The following is a 17,879-nucleotide window of genomic DNA, read 5'->3' as shown; positions in this document are numbered from 1 at the left end:
GTATTTCCCCAACGTATGGTTTGAAAAATCACCCTCTTTCGTTTATAATTAAGAATGATTTTATGAAAGGGAGTGAAAACACATGAAATTCTATTCTTATGACTATGTCCTCAGCCAAATTGGTCAGCAAAATGGCATCATGATTGGTTTAGGGATTGTCCTATTAGCTGTGACAGGATTTTTAGCTTTCAAGGCTTATCATGATAAAAAGGGGACCAAATTTCGTGAGTTGGTCATGATTTCAGCTTTGACCTTATTAGCTCTCCTTTTGGTCAGCATCACGACTTACCAAAACAATCAAGTTTCTAATAATAAATTTCAAGCTTCACTTCATTTCATCGAGCTTGTTTCCAAAGAATTGGGAGTAGACAAGTCAGAGGTTTATGTCAATACTTCTGCCGACACTGATGGCGCACTTATCAAGGTCGGAGATCGCTATTACCGTGCCTTGAACGGAAGTGAGCCAGACAAGTACCTGCTAGAGAAAGTCGAATTGTATAAAACAGATGCGATTGAACTGGTGGAGGTGAACAAATGACACTCAATTATATCGAAATTTTAATCAAACTAGCCTTGGGTCTCTTTTCTCTTGTTTTTGTAATTAATGTGACAGGAAAGGGCAACCTAGCGCCTAACTCAGCAATAGATCAAATTCAGAACTATGTACTCGGGGGGATCATCGGTGGGGTGATTTACAATAGTGCCATCAGTATCCTTCAGTATGCAGTTATCCTGATTATGTGGACCATTCTGGTCTTGACTCTCAAATGGCTGAACAATAATGTTCACTTTGTGAAACGTTTGATTGATGGGAAGCCAACCCTGCTCATCAAAAATGGGAAGATTGATCCAGAAGCCTGCCGTTCGGTTGGTTTATCAGCAGCGGACGTAGCTCTTAAGCTACGTAGTCAGGGAATTTTCCAAATGAAACAGGTCAAACGCGCTATGCAGGAGCAGAACGGTCAACTTATCGTAGTCCAAATGGGAGATGAGAATCCCAAGTATCCTGTTGTCACAGACGGTGTGATCCAAGTCGAAATTTTGGAGACCATTGGTCGGAGCGAAGAATGGCTACTTGATAACCTCAGCAAACAAGGGTATGACAATGTTGCCAATATCTTTATCGCTGAGTATGACAAGGGTGCCGTCACAGTCGTAACTTATGAATAAGAAAAACCTGGGGTCTTGTACTCTTCAAAAATCAAATTCAAACTGCGTCAACGTCGCCTTGCCGTATGTAGGTTACTGACTTCGTCAGTTCTATCTACAACCTCAAAGCAGTGCTTTGAGCAACATGCGGCTAGTTTCCTAGTTTGCTCTTTGATTTTCATTGAGTCTTGGCCTCAGGTTTCCATTTGCAATCAGAAAGGGATTTTATGTCCATTATTCAAAAACTCTGGTGGTTTTTCAAGTTAGAAAAACGCCGTTATCTAGTCGGGATTGTGGCCTTGGTCTTGGTTTCCGTCCTCAATCTCATTCCCCCCATGGTCATGGGACGGGTGATTGATGCTATCACTGGGGGACAATTAACCCAGCAGGACCTCCTTCTTAATCTATTTTATCTGCTGCTGGCAGCCTTTGGGATGTACTATCTGCGCTATGTTTGGCGCATGTATATCCTTGGAACTTCCTACCGTCTAGGGCAGATTATGCGGTCTCGCTTGTTTGAGCATTTTACTAAGATGTCGCCAGCCTTTTATCAGACCTATCGGACGGGAGACCTGATGGCACACGCCACCAACGATATCAATGCCTTAACTCGTCTCGCAGGTGGCGGAGTCATGTCTGCGGTGGATGCCTCTATCACGGCACTGGTGACTTTGTTGACCATGCTCTTTAGCATTTCTTGGCAGATGACACTAGTTGCTATTCTTCCCCTGCCTTTTATGGCTTATGCGACCAGTCGTCTAGGGAGAAAGACTCATAAGGCTTTCGGAGAATCTCAAGCTGCCTTTTCTGAACTCAATAACAAGGTGCAGGAGTCTGTATCAGGTATCAAAGTGACCAAGTCTTTCGGTTATCAGGCGGATGAGCTGGAGTCCTTTCAGGAAGTCAATGAATTGACCTTCCAAAAGAACCTGCAAACCATGAAATACGATAGTCTCTTCGATCCCATGGTTCTCTTGTTTGTTGGTTCATCCTATGTCTTAACCCTTTTGGTCGGTTCCTTGATGGTTCAGGAGGGGCAAATAACAGTTGGAAATCTGGTCACCTTTATTAGCTACTTGGATATGCTGGTCTGGCCTCTTATGGCTATCGGTTTCCTCTTTAATATCACTCAGCGAGGAAAGGTTTCTTACCAGCGAATTGAGGAACTCTTGTCTCAGGAATCACCTGTAAAAGACCCTGAATTTCCTCTGGACAGTATTGAAAACGGGCGCTTGGAGTACGCCATTGACAGCTTTGCCTTTGAAAATGAGGAAACACTGACGGATATTCACTTTAGCTTAGAAAAAGGGCAAACTCTTGGCTTGGTCGGACAGACAGGTTCTGGGAAAACGTCTTTGATCAAACTCCTCTTGCGTGAATACGATGTGGATAAGGGAGCTATTTACCTAAACGGTCATGATATTCGTGACTATCGTCTGACAGACCTTCGTAGCCTTATGGGCTATGTCCCTCAGGACCAGTTCCTCTTTGCGACTTCGATTTTAGACAATGTCCGCTTTGGCAATCCTAATTTGCCCCTTTCAACGGTTGAGGAAGCGACCAAGCTAGCCCAAGTTTACCAAGACATTGTAGCCATGCCTCTGGGATTTGATACGTTGATTGGTGAAAAAGGAGTTAGTCTCTCAGGTGGGCAAAAGCAACGTCTGGCCATGAGTCGGGCAATGATTTTAGACCCTGATATCTTGATTCTAGATGATTCCTTGTCAGCTGTGGATGCTAAGACAGAGTATGCGATTATCGACAATCTCAAGGAGACGCGAAAGGACAAGACAACCATCATCACGGCCCATCGCCTCAGTGCAGTTGTCCATGCAGATCTAATCTTGGTTCTGCAAAATGGCCAAATCATAGAACAGGGTACACACGAAGACTTGCTAGCCCTGAATGGCTGGTATGCCCAAACCTACCAGTCTCAACAGTTGGAAATGAAAGGAGAGGAAGATGCAGAATAAGAAAGAACAATGGGCTGTATTGAAGCGCTTGATGTCTTATCTCAAGCCCTATGGCCTCCTGACCTTTTTAGCCCTGACCTTTCTTCTAGCTACTACGGTCATTAAAAGCGTGATTCCTCTGGTTGCTTCCAGCTTTATCGACCAGTATCTCAGCAATCTCAACCAAGTTGCCGTGAGCGTTTTGCTGGCCTACTATGGTCTTTATCTCCTGCAAACTCTGGTCCAGTATGTTGGAAATCTTCTCTTTGCGCGGGTGTCCTACAGTATTGTTAGGGATATTCGTCGCGATGCCTTTGCCAATATGGAAAAACTGGGCATGTCTTATTTTGACAAGACGCCAGCAGGTTCCATCGTCTCTCGTTTGACCAATGATACCGAGACCATCAGTGATATGTTTTCGGGGATTTTATCCAGCTTTATTTCAGCAGTTTTCATCTTTTTGACAACTCTGTATACCATGTTGGTACTGGATTTTCGTTTGACAGCTTTAGTCTTGCTCTTTCTTCCCTTGATTTTCCTTTTGGTCAATCTCTATCGGAAAAAGTCAGTGAAAATCATCGAAAAAACCAGAAGTCTCTTGTCGGATATCAATAGTAAGCTGGCAGAGAATATCGAGGGAATTAGGATTATCCAGGCCTTTAATCAAGAGAAGCGTCTGCAGGCAGAATTTGATGAGATCAACCAAGAACACTTGGTCTACGCCAACCGTTCTGTAGCCTTGGACGCTCTCTTTTTACGTCCTGCCATGAGTTTACTGAAACTCCTAGGCTATGCCGTTTTGATGGCTTATTTTGGCTACCGTGGGCTTTATCTGGGAATAACAGCAGGAACCATGTATGCCTTTATCCAGTACATCAACCGTCTCTTTGATCCTCTGATTGAGGTGACGCAAAACTTTTCAACCCTTCAAACTTCTATGGTTTCTGCAGGTCGTGTTTTTGCCTTGATTGATGAGAGGACCTATGAGCCTCTTCAAGAAGATGGGCAGGCTAAAATCAAAGAAGGCAATATCCGTTTTGAACATGTGTGTTTCTCATATGACGGCAAACACCAGATTCTGGATGACATTTCCTTTTCTGTTAAGAAGGGTGAAACCATTGCCTTTGTAGGTCATACAGGTTCGGGGAAATCTTCGATTATCAATGTCCTCATGCGTTTTTATGAATTTCAGTCAGGCCGAGTTCTCTTGGATGGTGTGGATATTAGGGACTACAGTCAGGAAGAGCTGAGAAAGAACATCGGTCTGGTCTTGCAGGATCCCTTCCTATATCACGGGACTATCAAGTCCAATATCGCCATGTACCAAGATCTTAGTGATGAAGAGATCCAGGCTGCGGCTACCTTTGTCGATGCAGATCCCTTTATTCAGGAGCTTCCGCAGGGTTATGATGCACCTGTATCTGAGCGTGGCTCAAGCTTTTCTACTGGACAGCGTCAGCTTCTTGCCTTTGCCAGAACAGTTGCTAGTCAGCCTAAAATCCTGATTTTGGATGAAGCGACAGCCAATATTGACTCGGAGACAGAAAGTTTGGTTCAAGATTCCCTAGCTAAGATGAGACAGGGGCGGACAACCATTGCTATCGCCCACCGCCTTTCGACCATCCAGGACGCCAACCGCATTTATGTCTTGGATAAGGGGCGCATCATCGAGAGTGGAACCCATGAGGAACTCTTGGCCTTGGGAGGAACCTATCACAAGATGTATAGCTTGCAGGCAGGGGCCATGTCCTAATACTCGTTGAAAATCTCTTCAAACCACATCAGCTTTATCTGCAACCTCAAAGCTGTACTTTGAGCAGCCTGTCGCTAGCCTCCTAATTTGCGTTTTGATTTTCATTAAGTATAATAAGGAAATTCTTTAAATTACAGATTTCTTGCACCGCCTTTTCCATTTTGTGGTATAATGAAAAATGTTGACAAATAGTATAATAAAAACAAAGGAGAAACAGCATGCTGAAATGGGAAGACTTGCCCGTGGAAATGCAATCAAGCGAGGTTGAGTCTTACTACCAGCTTGTCTCTAAAAGGAAAGGTTCGCTGATTTTCAAGCGTTGTCTGGACTGGGTTCTGGCCTTGGTTTTACTGATTTTGACTTCCCCAATCTTTCTCATCTTGAGCATTTGGATCAAGTTGGATAGCAAGGGACCTGTCATTTACAAGCAAGAGCGCGTGACCCAGTACAATCGTCCATTCAAGATTTGGAAGTTCCGTACCATGGTAACGGATGCGGATAAAAAAGGAAGTCTAGTGACTTCAGCTAACGATAGCCGTATTACCAAAGTGGGAAATTTCATTCGCCGTGTGCGCTTGGACGAACTGCCTCAGCTGGTCAATGTCCTTAAAGGCGAAATGTCCTTTGTCGGTACAAGACCTGAGGTGCCACGCTACACCGAGCAGTATAGTCCTGAAATGATGGCGACCTTGCTCTTGCCAGCCGGAATCACCTCTCCAGCTAGTATCAACTACAAGGATGAGGACACCATCATCAGTCAAATGACGGAGAAAGGTTTGTCAGTTGACCAGGCCTATGTCGAACATGTCCTCCCTGAAAAGATGCGCTATAACCTCGCCTATCTCCGAGAGTTTAGTTTCCTTGGAGACATCAAAATCATGTTTCAAACCGTGTTTGAGGTACTAAAATAAAGTAGTCATGAGAAAATGAGTACAGATAAAAGGAGCAAATCAATGCCAAATTACAATATTCCATTTTCACCACCTGATATTACGGAAGCTGAAATTGCTGAAGTAGCAGATACCCTACGTTCTGGTTGGATCACAACAGGTCCTAAGACAAAAGAACTGGAGCGTCGCTTGTCCCAATACACACAGACGCCTAAGACTGTCTGCCTCAACTCTGCGACAGCCGCTCTTGAGTTGATTTTACGTGTGTTGGAAGTGGGACCTGGTGATGAAGTCATCGTTCCAGCTATGACTTATACAGCTTCATGTAGTGTCATCACTCACGTAGGAGCGACACCTGTCATGGTGGATATCCAAGCAGATACGTTTGAGATGGACTATGACCTTCTTGAGCAAGCCATCACTGAAAAGACTAAGGTGATTATTCCGGTTGAGCTTGCAGGGATTGTTTGCGACTATGACCGTTTGTTCCAAGTCGTGGAGAAGAAACGGGATCTCTTTACAGCTGCTAGCAAGTGGCAAAAGGCCTTTAACCGTATCGTGATTGTCTCAGATAGTGCCCATGCTTTAGGATCTACATACAAAGGGCAACCAGCTGGTTCTATCGCTGACTTTACTTCCTTCTCATTCCATGCCGTTAAGAACTTTACAACTGCTGAGGGAGGAAGTGCGACTTGGAAAGCCAATCCAGCTATTGACGACGAAGAGATGTACAAGGAATTCCAAATTCTTTCCCTTCATGGTCAAACCAAAGACGCTCTTGCCAAGATGCAATTGGGTTCATGGGAGTACGATATCGTAACACCAGCCTACAAGTGCAATATGACCGATATCATGGCTTCGATTGGTTTGGTACAATTGGATCGTTACCCAGCTTTGCTACAACGTCGTAAGGACATCGTGGATCGCTATGATCGTGGCTTTACGGGTACTCGTATTCACCCACTGGCACACAAGACTGATACTGTCGAATCTTGTCGTCACCTCTACATCACCCATGTAGAAGGTGCTAGTCTAGAAGAGCGTAATCGTATTATCCAAGAATTGGCCAAAGCAGGAATTGCAAGTAATGTACACTACAAACCGCTTCCTCTCTTGACAGCCTATAAGAATCTTGGTTTTGATATGGCAGATTATCCAAGAGCCTATGCCTTCTTTGAAAATGAAATTACGCTCCCTCTTCATACAAAATTAAGCGATGAAGAAGTTGATTACATCGTTCAGACTTTGGTGAGAATTTCCGAAGAAATCCTCGGTTCTGGAAAAAAATCATAAAAAATCTTGACAAAGATAGAACAATAACATATAATATTCTCAATAAATCAGAAAAGTAACTATGTTTGATCTTCAGGGAGCCTGTGGTGATTGTGAACAGGTGGTTGAAAGTAGTGAAAGTGGGCTGATTTTAAAAATGAATTTGAAACAATGAAAGTTCGGTGCGCACACCTTACAGTGCAACTTGTTGTTAGACAAGGTAGAGATGTAAAGGGGGATAGTCCCTTTATAATTGAGGTGGCACCGCGTTACTAACGCCCTCACACGGAAGTAGATTCTGTGTGTGGGCTTTTTTCTATCCGTCGTTTTGTTTATCTTTTATTAGGGCCTTGAGTCGCTTTGATGAACTTATACTCAATGAAAATCAAAGAGCAAACTAGGAAACTAGCCGCAGGCTGTACTTGAGTACGGCAAGGCGACGTTGACGTGGTTTGAATTTGATTTTCATTGAGTATTGAGTTCTATCTGTAGCTCCTAGCCTGCTACTAAAAGCAAACAAAAAGTCAAATGAATACAGAAAGAGGAAAATTTTATGACAACTAAAGGTTATTTTGGACAATTTGGTGGCAGTTTTGTACCGGAGCCGATTCAGGCTTTGTTGGATGAGTTGGAAGTGACATTTGATAAGTACAAGGATGATCCAGAGTTTTTGGCAGAATTTCGCCATTACTTAAAAGATTATTCCGGTCGCGAAACACCCCTCTATTTTGCGGAAAGTTTGACAGAACACTTAGGTGGAGCTAAGATTTATCTTAAACGTGAAGACCTGAACCACCTTGGTTCTCACAAACTCAACAACGTTTTAGGACAAATTCTTCTTGCCAAACGTATGGGCAAAAAACGAGTGATTGCAGAAACAGGAGCTGGTCAGCACGGTGTTGCGACAGCAGCTGCTGCAGCTAAGTTTGGTATGGCCTGTGATGTCTACATGGGAGCAGAAGATGTGGAGCGTCAACGACTCAATGTCTTCCGTATGGAGATGATGGGAGCGACTGTTCACGCAGTTGAAACGGGGACACGAACTCTTAAGGATGCGGTTGATGCAGCCTTTGGAGCATGGATGAATGACCTTGAAGCCTTCTACGTTTTGGGATCTGCTGTAGGGCCTCATCCTTATCCTACAATCGTTCATGAATTCCAAAAGGTCATCAGTGAAGAATCTCGCCGTCAAATCTTAGAAAAAGAAGGCCGTTTACCAGACTACGTCATTGCCTGTGTAGGTGGTGGTTCCAATGCTATTGGAGCTTTTTCACAGTATGTGGCTGATGAAGAAGTCAAATTGGTTGGGGTCGAAGCTGCCGGTCACGGACTTGACACAGACAAGCATGCAGCCACTATGACAAAGGGTAGTGTCGGAATTGTCGATGGTATGAAGACCTATGCAGTCTTTAAGGAAGATGGAGAGCTGGCGCCAGTTTACTCTATCTCAGCTGGTTTGGACTATCCAGGGGTTGGTCCAGAACACGCCTACTTTAAAGATTCTGGCCGCGTAGAATACGTGGCAGCGACAGATGAAGAAGCTGTTCAAGCCTTGCTCCTTCTCAGCAAGACTGAAGGGATTATCCCAGCGATCGAAAGTTCGCACGCGATCGCAGAAGCGGTAAAACGTGCACCGAAACTAAGTAAAGATGAGATTATCATCATCAATATCTCTGGTCGTGGAGACAAGGACGTAGCTGCGATTGCAGACTACCTAGAAGCTAAAAAATAAGAGATGGAAAAATTATAGTTATTTCTTTCCCAGAGAGCTTGTGGTTGCTGGAAACAAGCAGAGAAAGCTGTAAGATTGGGTCCATCTGAAACGAGAGAAGAAAACATAATTCTCAAGGGAGTGCCCTTTATCGCACAGCCTGTTACAGGAGGTATCTGAGACAGGAATGAGAGATAGGAGAAATCCTATAATTGAGGTGGCACCGCGAATTTCGTCCTCACGCAAGTTATTTTGCGTGGGGATTTTTCATATAGTCGCCACGGACTAGAAGTAGAACTGAAAGGGAAATTACAATGGAACGAATCATTCATGGAGATGTCTTATCACCAATCTTGGCTTATATGCGCCTAAAGGGGCAACACAAGGTGATCCTAGAAAGTATTCCGAGAGACAAGGAAACCGCTCGTTTTTCTATCCTAGCCTATAATCCTGTTTTTGAGATTCAGTTTGAAAATGGAGTTCTCTATCAAAATGGTCAAGTGATTGATCGGGATCCTTTGGATTTCCTTTATGAGGTGACTCATAAGAGCCAGCACCATTCAGACCTACCTTTTGGTGGGGGAGCTATTGGCTTTGTCGGTTACGATATGATTTCGCTCTATGAAGAAATCGGTCAAATCCCTGAAGATACCATTGGGACGCCAGACATGCATTTCTTTGTCTACGAGAGCTACATGGTCTTTGACCATAAGAAGGAAAAAATCCATGTTATCGAGGATGCTCTCTATAGCGAGCGTAGTCAGGAAGACTTGGAAGCAGCCTTGAACCAAGTGCTTGAGGAATTATGCATCTCTGCTCCAAATGAATTTGAAGATTTGGATTTATCACCGCTGGACTTCAAGCCCCACATCGCTTCTCAGAAGTTTGAGCAAATGGTGGAAACCGCTCGTGACTTGATTCGCAATGGAGACATGTTCCAATGCGTACTCAGTCAGCGCTTCTCAGCAGAGGTTACTGGTAATCCATTTGACTTTTACAGAAATCTTCGCGTGACCAATCCATCGAATTACCTCTATTTTTACGACTTTGGGGATTATCAAATCATCGGAGCTAGTCCTGAAAGTTTGGTTTCTGTTAAAAATGGCATCGTAACAACCAATCCGATTGCAGGTACGCGACCAAGAGGGGCTACGGATGAAGAGGACAAGGCCTTGGCGACTGACCTGCTTTCTGATGAGAAGGAAACAGCAGAACATCGGATGTTGGTAGATTTGGGCCGTAACGATATTGGCCGTATCTCTGAAACGGCCAGTGTCCAAGTCACCAAGTATATGGAAGTGGAGCTTTTCCGCTATGTCATGCATTTGACCAGCGTGGTCAAGGGACGTTTGTTTCCAGACCTCACTGCCATGGATGCTTTGAAAGCTACACTTCCAGCTGGAACAGTTTCAGGAGCACCAAAGATTCGGGCGATGAGACGGATCTATGAACTGGAAACAGAAAAACGAGGTGTATACGCAGGAGCAATCGGCTACTTGTCTGCTACGGGTGATATGGATTTCGCCATTGCCATCCGAACGATGATTCTCAAAAATCAAACAGCCTATGTGCAGGCTGGGGCAGGGATTGTCTATGACTCTATTGCCCAAAATGAATACCAAGAAACCATTAACAAGGCTAAATCTATGACTAGAATTGGAGAACTAAGACCATGATTTTATTGATTGATAACTATGATTCCTTTACCTATAACTTGGCCCAGTATATTGGGAATTTTGCAGAAGTGCAGGTTTTGAGAAATGATGATCCCAAGCTGTATGAAGAAGCTGAAAAAGCAGATGGTCTGGTCTTTTCTCCCGGCCCTGGTTGGCCAGTGGATGCCGGAAAGATGGAAGACATGATTCGTGATTTTGCAGGTAAGAAGCCAATTCTAGGGATTTGTTTGGGTCATCAAGCTATCGCAGAAGTCTTTGGTGGGAAGCTAGGCTTGGCTCCAAAAGTCATGCATGGGAAACAGAGCCATATCAGCTTTGAAGCGCCATCTGTTCTCTATCAAGGCATTGAGGATGGTCGTCCAGTCATGCGTTACCACAGTATTTTAATTGAAGAAATGCCAGAAGTCTTTGAAGTGACAGCTCGTTCGACTGATGACCAAGCCATTATGGGAATTCAACACAAAACCCTTCCAATTTATGGCTTCCAGTACCATCCAGAAAGTATCGGAACGCCAGATGGCTTGTCTTCTATTCGGAATTTTATCGAGAAGGTTGTAAAGTGAGGAAACTAGGATGAAAGAGATTATTGAAAAATTAGCAAAATTTGAAAATTTATCAGGTGTGGAAATGACGGATGTCATTGAACGTATCGTTACTGGACGTGTCACTGAAGCTCAGATTGCTTCTCTTCTCTTGGCCCTTAAGATGAAGGGGGAAACACCTGAAGAACGTACAGCCATTGCCCAAGTCATGAGAGGACATGCCCAACACATTCCAACTGAGATCCATGACGCCATGGACAACTGTGGTACAGGTGGAGACAAGTCCTTCAGCTTTAATATTTCGACCACTGCAGCCTTTGTCTTGGCTGGTGGTGGTGTTCACATGGCAAAACACGGTAACCGCTCGATTTCTTCCAAATCTGGTTCTGCAGATGTTCTTCAAGCCTTGGGCATCAACCTAGACCTCAAACCAGCTGAACTAGGCAAGATTCTCGATAAAACTGGAATCGTCTTTCTCTTCGCTAAAAATATGCACCCAGCTATGAAATACATCATGCCAGCTCGTTTGGAGTTGGGAATTCCAACGATTATGAACTTGACTGGTCCCCTGATTCACCCAATGGCCTTGGAAACACAGCTTCTTGGAATTAGTCGTCCAGAACTGCTAGAAAGTACAGCTCAGGTATTGAAAAATATGGGTCGCAAACGTGCTATTGTGGTTGCTGGGCCAGAAGGATTGGATGAAGCTGGATTGAACGGAACAACCAATATTGCTCTTCTTGAAAATGGCGAAATCACCTTGTCAAGCTTCACTCCAGAGGATTTAGGGATGGAACGCTACGCTATCGAAGATATTCGTGGAGGGAATGCTCAGGAAAATGCAGAGATTTTGCTTAGCGTTCTTCAAAACGAACCAAGTCCATTCTTGGAAACAACAGTTCTAAATGCTGGTCTTGGTTTCTATGCCAATGGTAAGGTTGCTAGTATCAAGGAAGGAGTTGCCTTGGCTCGTCAAGTGATTGCTAGTGGCAAGGCCCTTGAAAAACTTAGACTGTTACAGGAGTACCAAAAATGAGTCAGGAATTTTTATCTCGAATCTTGGAGCAGAAGGCTCATGAAGTCGAGCAGATGGAGCTGGAGGAAGTCCAGCCCTTGCGCCAGACCTATCGCTTAGCAGAATTTTTGAAGAATCACCGTGACCGTTTGCAGGTAATCGCTGAAGTCAAGAAGGCTAGCCCTAGTCTGGGAGCTATCAATCTCAATGTGGATATTGTGCAACAGGCCCAGACTTATGAAGCAAACGGTGCAGTGATGATTTCGGTTTTGACAGATGAAGTTTTCTTTAAAGGGCATTTGGATTATTTGCGTGAGATTTCCAGTCAGGTAGAGATTCCGACGCTCAACAAGGACTTTATCATCGATGAAAAGCAAATCATCCGAGCTCGGAATGCAGGGGCGACAGTCATCCTGCTCATCGTGGCAGCCTTGTCAGAAGAACGCCTCAAGGAACTGTATGACTACGCGACAGAGTTAGGACTGGAAGTCTTGGTGGAAACCCACAATCTAGCTGAACTAGAAGTAGCCCACAGACTTGGTGCTGAGATTATTGGGGTTAATAACCGCAACTTGACCACCTTTGAGGTCGACTTGCAGATCAGTGTAGACTTGGCTAAACACTTCAAAGATGATTGCTTGTACATATCTGAATCTGCTATTTTCACAGGGCAAGATGCGGAACGACTAGCACCATACTTTAACGGAATTTTAGTTGGGACAGCTCTCATGCAGGCGGAAGATGTGGCCCAGAGAATCAAGGAGTTACAGATTGACAAAGGTTAAGATTTGTGGGCTATCGACCAAAGAAGCAGTGGAAACAGCCGTATCAGCAGGGGCAGACTACATCGGTTTTGTCTTTGCACCTAGTAAAAGACAGGTGACCTTGGAACAGGCTACTGAGCTGGCTAATCTCATCCCTTCAAATATAAATAAGGTTGGAGTATTTGTTTCACCAAGTCGAGCTCAACTGTTAGAAGCGATTGAAAAAGTTGGCTTGGACTTGATTCAAGTTCATGGTCAGGTAGCAGATGATTTGTTTGAGGATTTGCCTTGTGCCAGCATTCAGGCTCTGCAAGTGGATGGAGAGGGGCATGTACCCAATTCTCAGGCAGACTATCTACTCTTTGATGCTCCTGTGGCTGGGAGTGGTCAACCCTTTGATTGGGGTCAACTGGATACGACTGGATTACCTCAGCTCTTCTTTATCGCAGGTGGGCTTAATGAAGACAATGTAGTAAAAGCAATTCAACACTTTACTCCCTATGCAGTAGATGTATCAAGCGGAGTGGAGACAGATGGACAAAAGGATCATGAAAAGATTAGAAGATTTATAGAGAGGGTAAAGCATGGCATATCAGGAACCAAATAAAGATGGATTTTACGGAAGATTTGGCGGACGTTTCGTCCCAGAAACATTGATGACAGCAGTTTTGGAGTTGGAGAAGGCCTACCGTGAAAGTCAGGCAGACCCAAGTTTCCAAGAGGAATTAAATCAGCTCTTGCGCCAGTATGTAGGGCGTGAAACTCCCCTTTACTATGCAAAAAACTTGACCCAGCATATCGGCGGAGCCAAGATTTACCTCAAACGGGAAGATCTCAACCATACAGGGGCCCACAAAATTAACAATGCCTTGGGACAAGTTCTTCTGGCTAAACGTATGGGTAAAAAGAAAATTATCGCAGAAACAGGTGCTGGTCAACACGGTGTAGCAACTGCAACAGCTGCGGCCCTCTTTAATATGGAATGCACCATCTATATGGGTGAGGAAGATGTTAAACGCCAAGCTCTCAATGTTTTCCGAATGGAGCTTTTGGGAGCTAAGGTTGAGGCCGTGACAGATGGTTCGCGCGTGCTTAAGGATGCGGTCAATGCAGCCCTTCGTTCATGGGTAGCTAACATCGATGATACCCACTATATCCTTGGTTCTGCCTTGGGACCTCATCCTTTCCCAGAAATCGTTCGTGACTTCCAAAGTGTCATCGGGCGAGAGGCTAAACAACAGTACCGTGACTTGACCGGCCAAGATTTACCAGATGCCCTAGTAGCCTGTGTTGGTGGTGGTTCTAATGCCATTGGTCTCTTCCATCCCTTTGTAGAAGATGAGTCAGTAGCCATGTATGGGGCTGAAGCAGCAGGACTTGGTGTAGATACAGAGCATCACGCAGCGACCTTGACCAAGGGCCGTCCAGGTGTTCTCCATGGTTCTCTTATGGATGTGCTCCAAGATGCCCATGGTCAAATTCTTGAAGCCTTCTCTATCTCAGCAGGTTTGGACTATCCTGGTATCGGTCCAGAACATTCTCACTACCACGATATTAAACGTGCCAGCTATGTTCCTGTGACAGACGAGGAAGCCTTGGAAGGATTCCAACTCTTGTCTCGTGTGGAAGGGATTATCCCAGCCTTGGAATCGAGTCATGCGATTGCCTTTGCAGTGAAATTGGCCAAAGAACTTGGACCAGACAAATCTATGATTGTCTGTCTATCAGGTCGTGGGGACAAGGATGTGGTTCAAGTCAAAGACCGCTTGGAAGCAGATGCAGCAAAGAAGGGAGAAGGTCATGCCTAAGACATTAACAGAAAAATTAAATGCTATAAAAGTAGCTGGAAAAGGAATTTTTGTTCCCTATATCATGGCTGGGGACCATGAGAAAGGTTTGGATGGTCTCGCTGAAACAATCCACTTTTTAGAAGATTTGGGAGTTTCAGCTATTGAAGTGGGCATTCCCTTTTCAGACCCAGTTGCAGATGGACCTGTGATTGAAGAAGCCGGCTTGCGCAGTCTAGCCCATGGAACTTCTACCCAGGCTTTGGTTGAAACCTTGAAAACCATTGAAACAGAGGTTCCACTGGTCATCATGACCTACTTTAACCCCCTCTTTCAGTACGGTGTGGAGAAATTTGTCAAAGATCTGACAGATACAGCGGTCAAGGGCTTGATAATCCCAGACCTGCCTCAAGAGCATGCCAATTTTGTAGAGCCTTTTTTGGCAGACACAGATATCGCTTTAATTCCCCTAGTTAGTTTGACAACAGGACTTGAACGTCAGAAAGAATTGATCAAGGGAGCGGAAGGATTTGTCTATGCCGTTGCCATCAATGGGGTGACAGGAAAATCAGGAAATTACCGTACAGACTTGGACAAGCACTTGGCACAATTGAACCAAGTAGCAGACATCCCAGTCTTGACAGGCTTTGGCGTATCTAGTCAAGATGATGTGGAACGCTTCAATGCGGTGTCAGATGGTGTTATCGTTGGTTCGAAAATTGTAAAAGCTCTCCACCAAGGAGAGCCGATTGAGGACTTTATCAAACAAGCAGTAGCTTACCAAAAATAATCAAACAAGCAGCAAGTAAGAGGAAAGGCACAAAAGGAAGTCTTTCCTTTTTCTTTTGCAGGAGAAAAACTAGGATCCCCGTCGCAGAAGCAAACTGAATCAAGATCAGCAACTCTGTCATACTAAAGACGAGTGCACAAGATGCTAGAAAGAGAAAATCCCCTGCTCCCATGCGAATATCGATAAAATGGGCCATGATTCCGAGGGCAAGGAAGAGGACCATGGTCAGATTCCAACCACAGAAAGCCAGGAGGATTAGGTGAAACGTCAGCCAGACTAGTAAAGGATATTCCTGATGGCGAAAGTCGTAGATACCCAAGGTCAAGCCAGCAGTTATGAGGATGACTTGGCCCAAGGAAAGCCAGCCCCAAGACCAAGCTAGAAAGAGGAGTCCTAAGCCTAGTTCAAAAAGGGCATACCAGACAGGATAAGGAGCTTTGCAGTAGCGACAGCGAAAGCGACCAATTACTTGAGAGATAATAGGAATCAAATCTAGCGGACGCAAGCGAGTCTGACAGGAATCGCAGTGGCTAGCTGGTCGGATAATGGATTGCTCAGGGAAACGGTCAATGACCAAACCGAGAAAGGAAGCGAGAATGCTTCCAACAAGAAAAAAATAAAGATCAATCATACTTATTTATTCGTAAAAAATAGGAGAAGTAGTATAATGGAGAAACATAGATAAGGTGGTGAGGTCAAGATGACAATTCGTTTTGAAGAAAATGTGAGCACAGAAAATGCTCAGCACGTATGCCAATGGTCTAACTCCCTTGGCAAATCCTTTCAAGAACAATGGATGGGACCAATGATTCCTTTTCCCTTAACAATTCAAGTCTTGCAAGATTTGGAAGGGATCTTTTCAATCTTTGATGGACAAGAGTTTGTGGGGCTTATCCAGAAAATCAGGCTAGAAGACAGTAATCTTCATATCGGGAGATTTTTTATCAACCCCCAGAAACAGGGGCAAGGATTAGGTAGCCAGGCTTTAAGGAAATTTGTTAGTTTGGCCTTTGAAAATGAAGACATAGATAGTATTTCTCTAAATGTCTACGAGGCAAATCAAACAGCTTACAATCTTTACCAAAAAGAAGGATTTGAAATCGTTCAAATGGTTGAAACACCTATACGAAAATACATCATGAAAAAGGGTAGATAGCAGATTGACTTTGTAGTAAAAACTCTTTTTTCGCTGTGAAGAAGGCTATACTATTTTAAAGGTAGAAGGAATGGCTCGTATGAAAAAAACAGATATTTTTAAAGACATTGTTTGGATTATGACACATGATTCATCTACAGTAAAAGATCGCAAAGGGTGCAACCCTCAGCCTTTTCTAGAAAAGATTACAGATGATATGACTGAGCAAGAATTTCTTTATCAAGTCAGGACTTATCTTGCTAGTTTTGGGATTATTGGGCATATTTCTTTCCATGATAAAAAATCAGGTCCGAAAGGTTTTCTTTTGAGGATAAGTGAGCAGGAAATGTTTGTCGAGGAAGCAAACCAAGATACAGGCCTCCAAGTGGGGGATCGAATCCTCAGTCTGGACGGGATGAGTTTGGAGCAAGTAGCTTTGCAACACCAAAATTACTTTATTAGTCTGACTCCAGAAAGACGATACCGAGAATGGGCAGATTTGCTACTGATGGCAGAGCAAGTGACCGTCTTGCGAGATGGGCAGGAGATGTCTATTGCAGTTCGTGCTAGCCAGCAAGCTCAAAAAGCTCAGATCTTTTGGAAAGAGTTGGAGTCAGATATCCTCTATATACGCTTAGATAATTTTATGGATGAAGAAGCGATTAACCGTTTATACCAAGAGTGTTTGCAGAAGATTACTGAGACAGAAACTCTTATTATAGATGTCCGTTACAACAATGGGGGCACGGATTCTTTGTATTTTCCGCTCTTACATCTTGGCTTGGAGGAAGGGAAAGGCTATGACACTCTTGATTTACAGGATGATGGAATGGAAATTCTCTATACAGAAGGAAATGTCGATCGACGCTTAAAAGACTTTGAAACATGGCTGCAACAAGAAAATATCAGTCCTGATACGGTGAAACTGCTTGAAGATTTTCGTAATAATTTACTCCAAAATCGAGGGAAAGGCTATGTTCGGTATCAGGATGATCAAGACGAGCTTTTCCCAGGTGTTAGGGGTGGTCACTATCCAGAGCAGATTTTTGTTTTGTCAGATATTTATTGTGCATCATCAGGAGATAATTTTGTCAAGATGATGAAGAATTTTAAGAAAGTAACAATTATCGGCCGTCCAACGCTTGGTATTTTAGACTACTCAAATTGTTGCAAGGTGGATTATGATGATTACTTTTTGATGTTCCCAACTTCTCGCTGGTTGGCTATAGATAAAGGCAAAGGGATGACGGACAAAGGTGTTCTTCCTGATATAGAAGTCCCTTGGACTCCTGCACATTTTGAACGAGATGTAGATCTAGATAAATGTCTGGAGTTGATTGAGATGAAGAGGAAATATTAGATTGTTTAAATAAAAGACTTAGTTCTGTATGAAATAGAGCTAAGTCTTTTGCTTTTGATCTGTTTGTAATTGAGTAAAATGAT

At 43.9% G+C, this 17,879-nt stretch carries 17 protein-coding genes and 2 other annotated features; of the genes, 16 read left to right on the top strand and 1 reads right to left on the bottom strand.

Features of this window, described 5'->3' with window-relative positions:
* The first annotated feature begins 82 nt into the window (after positions 1 to 82).
* From FOA33_RS06820 to trpA, 14 genes are all read left to right on the top strand, one after another.
* Complete coding sequence (locus tag FOA33_RS06820) at positions 83 to 538, top strand: DUF3290 family protein (protein ID WP_000675323.1); 456 nt, start codon at positions 83 to 85, stop codon at positions 536 to 538.
* Positions 535 to 1,170: a DUF421 domain-containing protein gene (locus tag FOA33_RS06815; protein WP_000174433.1), complete on the top strand. Its 636-nt coding sequence runs from the start codon at positions 535 to 537 to the stop codon at positions 1,168 to 1,170. The genes FOA33_RS06820 and FOA33_RS06815 overlap by 4 nt, the downstream gene beginning before the upstream one ends.
* Before the next feature lie 206 nt (positions 1,171 to 1,376).
* On the top strand, positions 1,377 to 3,122 hold the full coding sequence (locus FOA33_RS06810) for an ABC transporter ATP-binding protein (protein ID WP_221161086.1): 1,746 nt from the start codon (positions 1,377 to 1,379) through the stop codon (positions 3,120 to 3,122).
* Complete coding sequence (locus FOA33_RS06805) at positions 3,112 to 4,854, top strand: ABC transporter ATP-binding protein (RefSeq protein ID WP_221161085.1); 1,743 nt, start codon at positions 3,112 to 3,114, stop codon at positions 4,852 to 4,854. Before FOA33_RS06810 ends, FOA33_RS06805 begins: the two co-directional genes overlap by 11 nt.
* 218 nt (positions 4,855 to 5,072) lie before the next feature.
* A complete protein-coding gene (locus FOA33_RS06800) occupies positions 5,073 to 5,765 on the top strand; it encodes a sugar transferase (protein ID WP_000922227.1) in 693 nt (230 codons plus the stop codon).
* A 42-nt stretch (positions 5,766 to 5,807) separates the two neighbouring features.
* Positions 5,808 to 7,037 (top strand): DegT/DnrJ/EryC1/StrS family aminotransferase, encoded by a 1,230-nt coding sequence (locus FOA33_RS06795; protein ID WP_221161084.1) that lies wholly within the window; start codon positions 5,808 to 5,810, stop codon positions 7,035 to 7,037.
* 39 nt (positions 7,038 to 7,076) lie between these two features.
* Positions 7,077 to 7,302: a binding site (T-box leader), on the top strand.
* Positions 7,303 to 7,569: 267 nt separating this feature from the next.
* Complete coding sequence (gene trpB, locus FOA33_RS06790; protein ID WP_221161083.1) at positions 7,570 to 8,748, top strand: tryptophan synthase subunit beta; 1,179 nt, start codon at positions 7,570 to 7,572, stop codon at positions 8,746 to 8,748.
* Positions 8,745 to 8,970: a binding site (T-box leader), on the top strand. (Overlaps the previous gene by 4 nt.)
* A 71-nt stretch (positions 8,971 to 9,041) precedes the next feature.
* Complete coding sequence (gene trpE, locus FOA33_RS06785; RefSeq protein ID WP_221161082.1) at positions 9,042 to 10,403, top strand: anthranilate synthase component I; 1,362 nt, start codon at positions 9,042 to 9,044, stop codon at positions 10,401 to 10,403.
* A complete protein-coding gene (locus FOA33_RS06780; RefSeq protein ID WP_221161081.1) occupies positions 10,400 to 10,966 on the top strand; it encodes an aminodeoxychorismate/anthranilate synthase component II in 567 nt (188 codons plus the stop codon). The genes trpE and FOA33_RS06780 overlap by 4 nt, the downstream gene beginning before the upstream one ends.
* Positions 10,967 to 10,976: 10 nt before the next feature.
* Positions 10,977 to 11,981: an anthranilate phosphoribosyltransferase gene (gene trpD, locus FOA33_RS06775; RefSeq protein WP_221161080.1), complete on the top strand. Its 1,005-nt coding sequence runs from the start codon at positions 10,977 to 10,979 to the stop codon at positions 11,979 to 11,981.
* A complete protein-coding gene (gene trpC / locus FOA33_RS06770; RefSeq protein ID WP_221161079.1) occupies positions 11,978 to 12,745 on the top strand; it encodes an indole-3-glycerol phosphate synthase TrpC in 768 nt (255 codons plus the stop codon). Before trpD ends, trpC begins: the two co-directional genes overlap by 4 nt.
* The gene (locus FOA33_RS06765; protein WP_221161078.1) at positions 12,732 to 13,331 is read left to right on the top strand and encodes a phosphoribosylanthranilate isomerase; all 600 of its coding nucleotides are present in this window, start codon (positions 12,732 to 12,734) and stop codon (positions 13,329 to 13,331) included. Before trpC ends, FOA33_RS06765 begins: the two co-directional genes overlap by 14 nt.
* Positions 13,309 to 14,532 carry a tryptophan synthase subunit beta gene (gene trpB / locus FOA33_RS06760; protein ID WP_221161077.1) on the top strand — a complete coding sequence of 408 codons (1,224 nt, stop codon included), beginning with the start codon at positions 13,309 to 13,311 and terminating at the stop codon, positions 14,530 to 14,532. Before FOA33_RS06765 ends, trpB (FOA33_RS06760) begins: the two co-directional genes overlap by 23 nt.
* Entirely contained in the window at positions 14,525 to 15,301 is a 777-nt protein-coding gene (gene trpA / locus FOA33_RS06755) for a tryptophan synthase subunit alpha (protein WP_221161076.1), read from the top strand. The genes trpB (FOA33_RS06760) and trpA overlap by 8 nt, the downstream gene beginning before the upstream one ends.
* On the opposite strand, the gene FOA33_RS06750 is transcribed toward trpA, so the two are convergent.
* Entirely contained in the window at positions 15,273 to 15,932 is a 660-nt protein-coding gene (locus FOA33_RS06750) for a prepilin peptidase (RefSeq protein WP_221161075.1), read from the bottom strand. The genes trpA and FOA33_RS06750 overlap by 29 nt on opposite strands.
* A 69-nt stretch (positions 15,933 to 16,001) precedes the next feature.
* On the opposite strand from FOA33_RS06750, the gene FOA33_RS06745 reads away from it, so the two are divergent.
* Together FOA33_RS06745 and FOA33_RS06740 are read left to right on the top strand one after the other, a co-directional pair.
* On the top strand, positions 16,002 to 16,457 hold the full coding sequence (locus FOA33_RS06745; RefSeq protein WP_221161074.1) for a GNAT family N-acetyltransferase: 456 nt from the start codon (positions 16,002 to 16,004) through the stop codon (positions 16,455 to 16,457).
* A gap of 79 nt (positions 16,458 to 16,536) precedes the next feature.
* Positions 16,537 to 17,796 (top strand): S41 family peptidase, encoded by a 1,260-nt coding sequence (locus FOA33_RS06740; protein WP_221161289.1) that lies wholly within the window; start codon positions 16,537 to 16,539, stop codon positions 17,794 to 17,796.
* The last annotated feature ends 83 nt before the right edge of the window (positions 17,797 to 17,879 follow it).

Origin of the sequence: Streptococcus cristatus, assembly GCF_019685515.1 — a bacterium.
Classification (GTDB): Bacteria; Bacillota; Bacilli; order Lactobacillales; family Streptococcaceae; genus Streptococcus.
This window is presented reverse-complemented; position numbering and strand designations above follow the sequence as displayed.